The sequence below is a fragment of the Nitrospirota bacterium genome, from assembly GCA_016214385.1.
In the GTDB taxonomy this organism is placed as follows: Bacteria; Nitrospirota; Thermodesulfovibrionia; order UBA6902; family JACROP01; genus JACROP01.
Window position 1 is genome coordinate 1 of record JACROP010000157.1, and the last position, 5,392, is coordinate 5,392.

Sequence of the window (5,392 nt, forward strand, 5' to 3'; positions counted from 1 at the left end):
ATCAAGGATATCGCTGAGAATATCCAGAAGCGCATGGGCGCTCTTTTGTATAGTAACGACATAGTCCCTCTGCTCAGATGTAAGCTCAGTATCCATGGTCAATGTTGTCATGCCTATAATGCCGTTAAGGGGAGTCCTTATTTCATGGCTCATATTTGCAAGAAAACGGGATTTTGACAGATTGGCTGCCTCCGCCGCCTCCTTTGCCATGATGAGAGCATCCCTGATGTTCTTTAGATCAGATACCATCCTGTTGAAGCTGTTGGTAAGTTCGCCTATCTCGTCATTGCTCCTTGGCGCCAATTTAATATTGAATTCTCCCTGACTAACCTTTTGTGATGCATCCTTAAGCGTAAGAATAGGATTAACCATTGCCCTTGAGATGTATATATCATTTAAGAACGCAATAATAAATATTGCTGCTGCAAACACCACAATCATAATAACAGTTCTATGAAAGGCATCATGAACATACTTATCCGCGCCTTCAAGTTCATGTTTCTCGTTTTCAATAGCCTTCTTAATAAGATCAAGGATATCCATTTCAATATCCTCAAAATCCTCCTTCATCTCAAGTATCCTTTCACCGAAGATGCCCTTTTTTTTCAGATTTATTATCATGAAAGCAGTCTCTATAAGTTCGTCGCCCTTTGCCTTAATTGACTCATATATTTCAAGCTCATTGTCAGAATTACTGGACAGATCCCTGTATCTTCCAAGTGCATCATTTAAATAAGACACCCCTGACTGAATAAGTTCTACCTCTTTTTCAAGTTCGTCTTTAGCGTTCACGCCTGATGCTCTACTCTCAGCCATCAGGAATCCGTATTCGGTTGTTGATGAAACGATTCTCTGGCTTGCGTATCTCATCTTCTCAAGCGCCTCAAGCCGGGGCCAGCTTTCTTCAGATACCTCATGAAAGCCTTTATCTGCAGAACGGAGGGATATAACATTAAAATAACCTCCTGCGATAATGATGGCGGCGAGGATTAGATACCCGATAGTAATCTTTTTCATTATCTTCATAATTAGCTCCGTTGTAAATGTTAATGCCTTATATTTCGTCTTCCTTATATGTTCCTTAAAAAGTAGGTAATGTCAAGAGTTCCGCGTAAATTTCTTTAAGGGTCTTCTTCCCCATTGATCATTCAAATGACTTAATACCGCATATGCAATCCTCTCAATACTCTGAGCATTATTGAAACAGCTTTACATCTTCATCATGTATCTCCCGCATAATCTCTAAAACTCCTCTTGTATTCCTTCCATCCCTTTAAGAGTAAATTTTTGAACAATGGAGAATACACCATTGTCTTTTTCTACTGTAGGATTTTTACACAGAAAAGGAGGCTGTTGCCGAATTCCAAAATATGCCTATTTGTCGTTCTGAACGAAGCACGTTCACTTCGTTCAGTGTAAACTCCGCGGAGCGAAGAATCTCATTCTTTCAATGAGTTATAAAACCGAGATTCTTCGCCCCGAAGCATCGGGGCTCAGAATGACATTCGGCAACACCCTCAAAGTTTACACTACCTCTGCCCTAATAATATTTGATTTTTCTATCTTTCTATGTTAACTTAAATAAAAAGTGTTAACAATTGTTAACATTATGCAAGCAGGTTAACATAAAATAAATCATAAAAAAGATTAGACAATGCATACTTAGAAGGGGGTGGTATTTATGGAAAAAAATAAATATATATCAATATCCCAGTTAGCCAAAATTATAGGAGTCAGTAGAATCGCTGTGTATAAAAAGGTGAAAAAGGGTCAGATAGAGGCTATCAGAATTGGAAGGAGTTTTGCTATCCCCCAGAAGTACATAGCAGATATTTTAGGCAAAACCCTCAAGGAGAAAGATAAAAGAGAAATTGATAAGGCCATAAAAAAGACAATTAAAGAATACGGGGAAGTATTAAGACTTTTGGGCAGGGAATAACAAAATGAAGGTCATCACTGTAAGGGAGGTAGAATATATTGCTTTTAGACTGGCCCATGAACTGTTAGCCTTTGATGAGCCAATTCCGGATTTTTCAACACGCTTCCCTAATATTTTAGAAAGCTGTTTAGCTACCCCTTTTCAAAGTTTTTCAGGAAAACCGTTGTATCCTGGTCTTGTATCCAGAGCAAGTATCCTTTTTTTTCTTATGATTAAGAACCATCCTTTTCAGAATGGCAATAAAAGAATCGCTATGACGACATTGTTTGTCTTTCTCTATAAAAATAAAAAGTGGATAAAAGTTGATACGCAGGAACTTTATAATTTTACGGTATGGGTAGCTCAGAGTCATCGCAAGGTTAAGGAAGAGGTTGTAAAGGCAATAGAGAAATTTTTTAAAGCACACATTGTAGATATGGCGGGCTAAATATTTATTCAACCACTATAGGAAAGAAGGTTCCTGGGTGGATGATTTCAGGAGGGAATTCAGGTAAAATTGAAAATAACAATACCCATTTATGCTAAATGCAAAATCTGAAAGGAGGATGTTATGAAGTCGTTAAAGAATACAGAGACTTTGCATAGTCTTTTGAAGGCGTTTGCAGGAGAGTCCCAGGCAAGGAACAGGTACACCTATTATGCATCAGTTGCCAGGAAAGAAGGTTATATGCAGATTGAGTCCATATTCCAGGAGACAGCAGATAACGAAAAGGAACACGCAAAGAGATTTTTCATGCACGCCATCGAAGGGTTAAATGGCAAACAACCCACGATGATAGACATCAATGCCTCTTATCCTGTTGCTTATGGTAATACAATTGAAAATCTAAAGGCAGCCGCTTCGGGAGAGAATGAGGAATGGACAAAACTTTACCCGGGTTTTGCTGATATAGCTGATAAAGAGGGATTTCCTGAGATAGCCGGGACGTTCAGGGCAATTGCCGCAGTTGAGGTGAGGCACGAGAGGCGTTTTCTAAAGCTTGCAGAAAATATTGAGACAGGCTCTGTCTTTAAAAAGAAGGGAAAGGTTTTATGGAAGTGCAGGAACTGCGGGTATGTGCACGAAGGCGAAGAGGCGCCTGACGTATGTCCGTCCTGTCGCCACCCGAAGGGCTATTTTGAAATTTTTGTCGAAAACTATTAGGGACTATTTAGTTTATTTTATCCGTGGAAAAAATTTAGGCACTGCCTTTTTATATTTTTCGTATTCTTCACCAAAGCGCCTTGAGAGTTCCCTTTCCTCAAGTGGAATGACGGCTAAATAGACTATTGCAAAATCAAGTGCAGTAACAATGCCTACAGTTATCACTCCTGTAATGAGAAACACTCCTGAGAACATCAGGCTGTGGGCCAGATATGTGGGGTGCCTGACAACAGAGAATGGCCCTTTTGTCATAAGTTTTCCCGTGACTTTTGTATGGATTTCTGGAAGACCTATGAGACCCCACAGACCAAGGAGCCATCCAGTCCAGATGTGGAGCATTGTCCCTGAGAATAAAAGAATTGCGCCGAGCACAGTTATAGGCATTGCAAAGGATATTTTATGGGCAAGAAGGAATTCCCTGTTTTGATATAAGAGAAATACAAGGGGAAGCCATGTAATAACAGGCATACCGTATGTAAAGAAACCGAGTTTTCTAAAGAGCTGAGGGACGCAGTGCACAGGTATCCAGAAAAGCGGCACTACAGGCCAGAGTATCAGGGCGATGAGGGCAAGGGCGTCTTTCATAATTAAGGATTATAATCATTGCCTTAACTTAAGGCAATTTATGGAGCACTGAAGTAGTGCTCCATTTAACTGTATATCTTTCTGAATTCAGGGAGTTGATTGAGCTTTGACTTTATGCTGCCTTTTTGATAGGCTTTTTATAGTTACTTTTTCACTCCCTTTGCATAAAAAAAAGAGACGAGATTCTTCGCCCCGAAGCATCGGGGCTCAGAATGACAGAACTTGCTTTTTATTTAACCGATTGCACTAAGAATTTTCTGGAGGTGCAGAATGTCCGATTTCTATCAAACAGGTGTGGTGGCAACCTTTCACAGGCTTGGAAGGGTTGATCTTGAAAAAATCGAAGCAGAGCTAACCTGGTATACCCAGGAACGGCCAGTTGCCCTTGTATTGCCATCTCTTTACAGTGAACTTGAGGGAGATGCATTAAAAGGTATTGTAAGGGAATTAAAGGGGGTTAAATATATAAAGGAAATTGTGGTCACCCTCGGACCTGCAACAGAGAAGGAATTTAAACATGCAAAAAAATTTTTCTCGGTGCTCCCACAAAAGACAAGTATTATCTGGAATACGGGGCCAAGGATAGATGAGATCTATAAAACCATCGAAAAGGCTGAACTGCCAACTGGAGAACATGGAAAGGGAAGATCAGCATGGATGGCCTATGGTTATGTCCTTTCCAGACAGGAATTCAAGGCTATTGCACTCCATGATTGCGACATCCTCACATATAGCGGGGACATGCTTGCAAGGCTGTGTTATCCTGTTGCAAATCCTAATCTTGATTATGATTTTTGTAAGGGTTTTTACAGCAGGATAACAGACAGGATGCATGGAAGGATGACGAGGCTCCTTGTAACACCGCTTATAAGGGCGCTTCAGAAAATTCTTGGTTATCACCCCCTTCTGGTATTCTTTGACAGCTTCAGGTATCCCCTTGCAGGCGAGTTTTCTATGGATGTTGATATGGCGAGGGTTAATAGAATTCCAGGAGACTGGGGACTTGAGGTTGGTGTTCTTGCAGAGGTCTATAGGAATACATCGCTGAGGAGGGTTTGTCAGGTCGATATAGCTGAGAATTATGAACATAAACATCAGGAATTATCTCCAGAAGATGCAACGAAGGGGCTTCATAAGATGGCTGTTGATATAAGTAAATCCATCCTGAGGACACTCGCATCAGAGGGTATCGTCTTTTCAGAAGGATTTTTTAAGACACTGATGGCAACATATGTGAGAACTGCGCAGGACATGCTCAAGAGATATGAGGATGATGCTGCTGTTAATGGTCTTGTCTTTGATAGGCATGAGGAAAGCCTGGCAGTGGATACATTCACAAAAGGGATAAAAAAAGCAGCAGAGATAATAATGGAAGACCCACTCGGTGTTCCTCTGATTCCGAGCTGGGACAGGGTAACATCAGCAATCCCTGATATACTCAATACGATAAAAGAGGCAGTGGAAGAGGATAATAAATGATTGGGGGGGCAGATGGACATTAATTTAAAGAGGATATTAATTCCTGTTATCATAACCCTGATATCTGCATCTGTACTATTTGTTATCAGGAGTATTGCTTTCAGGCTCCTTCACAAATGGGCAGCGAGGACTGAGACAAAGATTGATGATATAGTAATTAAGTCATTGAAAATACCTTCTATTTACTGGTGCATTGCCATTGGACTTTACATCGGTGTTGCCATCTCCGAACTTCCAGAAAGATA

Annotated in this window: 7 protein-coding genes; 5 read left to right on the plus strand and 2 right to left on the minus strand. The window is 40.5% G+C overall.

The features are described 5' to 3' along the window. Positions 1–1,026, minus strand: a 1,026-nt coding sequence (locus HZC12_09675) for a HAMP domain-containing protein (GenBank protein MBI5026972.1), incomplete at its 3' end; no start/stop codon positions are given. A 655-nt stretch (positions 1,027–1,681) separates the two neighbouring features. On the opposite strand from HZC12_09675, the gene HZC12_09680 reads away from it, so the two are divergent. The 3 genes from HZC12_09680 (at position 1,682) to HZC12_09690 (ending at position 3,083) form a co-directional block, all read left to right on the plus strand. Next, complete coding sequence (locus tag HZC12_09680; GenBank protein ID MBI5026973.1) at positions 1,682–1,939, plus strand: excisionase family DNA-binding protein; 258 nt, start codon at positions 1,682–1,684, stop codon at positions 1,937–1,939. A gap of 4 nt (positions 1,940–1,943) precedes the next feature. Further along, entirely contained in the window at positions 1,944–2,366 is a 423-nt protein-coding gene (locus HZC12_09685) for a type II toxin-antitoxin system death-on-curing family toxin (protein MBI5026974.1), read from the plus strand. Positions 2,367–2,489: 123 nt separating this feature from the next. Then, positions 2,490–3,083, plus strand: coding sequence for a rubrerythrin family protein (locus HZC12_09690; GenBank protein ID MBI5026975.1), 594 nt, complete (start codon positions 2,490–2,492; stop codon positions 3,081–3,083). Between the two features lie 12 nt (positions 3,084–3,095). Here the strand turns inward: HZC12_09690 and HZC12_09695 are convergent, their stop codons facing one another. Then, positions 3,096–3,668, minus strand: coding sequence for an isoprenylcysteine carboxylmethyltransferase family protein (locus tag HZC12_09695; protein ID MBI5026976.1), 573 nt, complete (start codon positions 3,666–3,668; stop codon positions 3,096–3,098). A gap of 270 nt (positions 3,669–3,938) precedes the next feature. Here HZC12_09695 and HZC12_09700 point away from each other — a divergent pair, with 270 nt between their 5' ends. After that, complete coding sequence (locus tag HZC12_09700) at positions 3,939–5,147, plus strand: glycosyl transferase (protein ID MBI5026977.1); 1,209 nt, start codon at positions 3,939–3,941, stop codon at positions 5,145–5,147. A 12-nt stretch (positions 5,148–5,159) separates the two neighbouring features. Next, the coding region (locus HZC12_09705) for a mechanosensitive ion channel family protein (protein MBI5026978.1) at positions 5,160–5,392 on the plus strand (233 nt) is incomplete at its 3' end.

Excerpts from the sequence above, each read along its gene's own strand:
- HZC12_09690 (MBI5026975.1), top strand. The coding sequence starts at position 2,490 with ATGAAGTCGTTAAAGAATACAGAGACTTTGCATAGTCTTTTGAAGGCG.
- HZC12_09680 (MBI5026973.1), top strand. The coding sequence starts at position 1,682 with ATGGAAAAAAATAAATATATATCAATATCCCAGTTAGCCAAAATTATA.
- HZC12_09685 (MBI5026974.1), top strand. The coding sequence starts at position 1,944 with ATGAAGGTCATCACTGTAAGGGAGGTAGAATATATTGCTTTTAGACTG.
- HZC12_09700 (MBI5026977.1), top strand. The coding sequence starts at position 3,939 with ATGTCCGATTTCTATCAAACAGGTGTGGTGGCAACCTTTCACAGGCTT.
- HZC12_09695 (MBI5026976.1), bottom strand. The coding sequence starts at position 3,668 with ATGAAAGACGCCCTTGCCCTCATCGCCCTGATACTCTGGCCTGTAGTG.